3 protein-coding genes are annotated in these 2,331 nt (G+C 37.8%); all 3 read left to right on the top strand.

The genetic code is table 11. The features are described from left to right. On the top strand, window positions 1-480 hold a 480-nt coding region (locus Q0F90_RS08860; RefSeq protein ID WP_296004864.1), incomplete at its 5' end, for a pseudouridine synthase. A 70-nt stretch (window positions 481-550) separates the two neighbouring features. Beyond that, the gene (locus tag Q0F90_RS08855; protein ID WP_296004862.1) at window positions 551-1,624 is read left to right on the top strand and encodes a Xaa-Pro peptidase family protein; all 1,074 of its coding nucleotides are present in this window, start codon (window positions 551-553) and stop codon (window positions 1,622-1,624) included. Between the two features lie 15 nt (window positions 1,625-1,639). Continuing rightward, window positions 1,640-2,197 carry an elongation factor P gene (gene efp / locus Q0F90_RS08850; protein ID WP_296004860.1) on the top strand — a complete coding sequence of 186 codons (558 nt, stop codon included), beginning with the start codon at window positions 1,640-1,642 and terminating at the stop codon, window positions 2,195-2,197. Window positions 2,198-2,331: the final 134 nt, after the last annotated feature.

Below are 2,331 nucleotides of genomic sequence, written 5' to 3'. Positions count from 1 at the left end.
GCTGTAGAGGACGCTAACCATCCTGTCGTTATGGATCTATTACCGCCTGAATATTTAAAAATGGGCGTAGTTCCTGTTGGGCGATTAGATAAAGATACGGAAGGCCTTCTACTACTTACAAATGATGGCGTATGGGGGCACTCAATCATCAACGGCAATAAACATGTACCAAAGGTTTATTACGTAGAATTTGAGGGAGAACTCTCTGAAGAAGGCATCAATCGTATTAAAGAAGGCATACTATTAGGTGATGGCACACATTGCAAGCCAGCAATAATAGAGTTTTTAACAGTACATTCTGTCAATATTACCATTGAAGAAGGCAAATACCACCAAGTAAAACGCATGATAGGTGCTGCTGGCGGTAGTGTAACGTATTTAAAGCGACTCACTATAGGTCATGTAGACTTAAGTGGCATTGAAGAGGTTGGTTCTGTAATGGACTTGACTATTGATGACATAGAGGGCTTTAAAAAATAGCATAAAATTCTATTCAATATAGGTATTTTATGGTAAGATTAATTGTACTTTATAGACTAGGAGCACGATTATGAATGGATTAAATCTGCTACAACAGTATATTAAAGAGCAAGAATTAACAGGTGTCATTTTGATGAGCCCTATAAATTTACATTATTTTGCTGGTTTTACTGGTACTACAGGCTTTGCTATTATTACAGAAGATAAAGCCTTCATGATTACCGATTTCAGATATACTGAACAGGCTACAAAACAATGTGAAGGGTATACAGTGATTCAATATGAAACAACTGTTATGGATACTCTTGTAGATATATTCAATGAACATCATATTCACGAAGGTTTATTTGCTATAGAGGGCAAACAAATGCCTGTAGATACTTATGAATCTTTATGTGATACATTAGATGAAAACTTTAACTTTACTTCTGTTAATTTCGCTAAACTTCGAGCAGTGAAGCGAGAGGATGAGTTAGAGTTATTACGCATTGCTGCTAAAATAGGTGATGACGCTTTCGCTGCATTACTACCACAACTTAAGGTAGGGATGACAGAAAACGAAGTTCGTATCATTTTAGAAACAGAAATGTTAAAACGTGGTTCTGAGGAGCCTTCCTTTGCCACTATTATTGCTTCTGGTAGTCGTTCTAGCATGCCTCATGGTGTAGCTAGTGATAAGGTTATCGAAGCAGGTGATTTTGTAACCATCGATTTTGGTTCTGTTTACAAAGGTTATCATTCTGATATGACAAGAACCATTGTAATGGGCCCTGCATCTGACTTACAAAAGAAATTGTATAGTATAGTTTTAGAAGCACAAAAACGCGGCGTTGCATCTGTTAAAGCCGGCATTACTGGTAAAGAACTAGACGCAATTTGTCGTGATTATATTAAAGAGCATGGATATACCAAGGAATTTAATCACGGTACTGGTCATGGCTTAGGCCTTGAAATCCACGAAGAACCAGTGGCCAATACTAAATCCGATACGGTATTTACAGAAAATATGATCATTACGGTAGAACCTGGCATTTATATTACCGGTACTATCGGATTGAGAATAGAGGATAGTGTCATCGTCAAATCTGACGGCTATGAGGTGTTGACACATAGTCCAAAAGAGTTAATTGAAATAAGTATTTAGAAGGAGAAGAGTTAGATGATTTCCAGTAATGATTTTCGCCCAGGTGTAACCGTTGAAATCGACGGTAATGTATGGCAAGTAGTAGATTTCCAACACGTTAAACCAGGTAAAGGTGCTGCATTCGTACGTACTAAAATGAAAAACTTGCAAACTGGTTCTGTAGTAGAGCGTACATTCAATGCAGGTGAAAAAGTGCCTAAAGCACATGTTGATCGTCGTCGTATGCAATACTTATATGAATCTGATGGTGCTTATACATTCATGGATAACGAAACTTATGATCAAGTTGAACTTAGCCTTGAACAATTAGGCGAAGCTAAAAACTTCCTTCTTGAAAATATGGAAGTATCCATCATGTTCTTCCAAGGTATCGTAATCGGTCTTGACTTGCCTGTAGCTGTAGAGCTTCGCGTAGTTGAAACAGATCCTGGTATCCGTGGCGATACTGCAACTGGTGGCAACAAACCAGCTGTATTAGAAACAGGCTACACTGTAAAAGTACCTCTCTTCATCGAAGTTGACGATGTACTTCGTATTGATACTCGTACAGGTCAATACATCGAACGTGCCTAATACTCATTGATATGTATTGGGACTAGATCTTTTCATGGAATCTTATTCCCATATATCGTAACATTTGCACTGTAAGCACTTGTCGTCTATGTAATTATATATAGGGACAAGTGCTTTTTTTGAAAGAGGCCAGT

The sequence above is a fragment of the uncultured Veillonella sp. genome (assembly GCF_934190855.1).
Taxonomy (GTDB): domain Bacteria; phylum Bacillota; class Negativicutes; order Veillonellales; family Veillonellaceae; genus Veillonella.
This window is presented reverse-complemented; position numbering and strand designations above follow the sequence as displayed.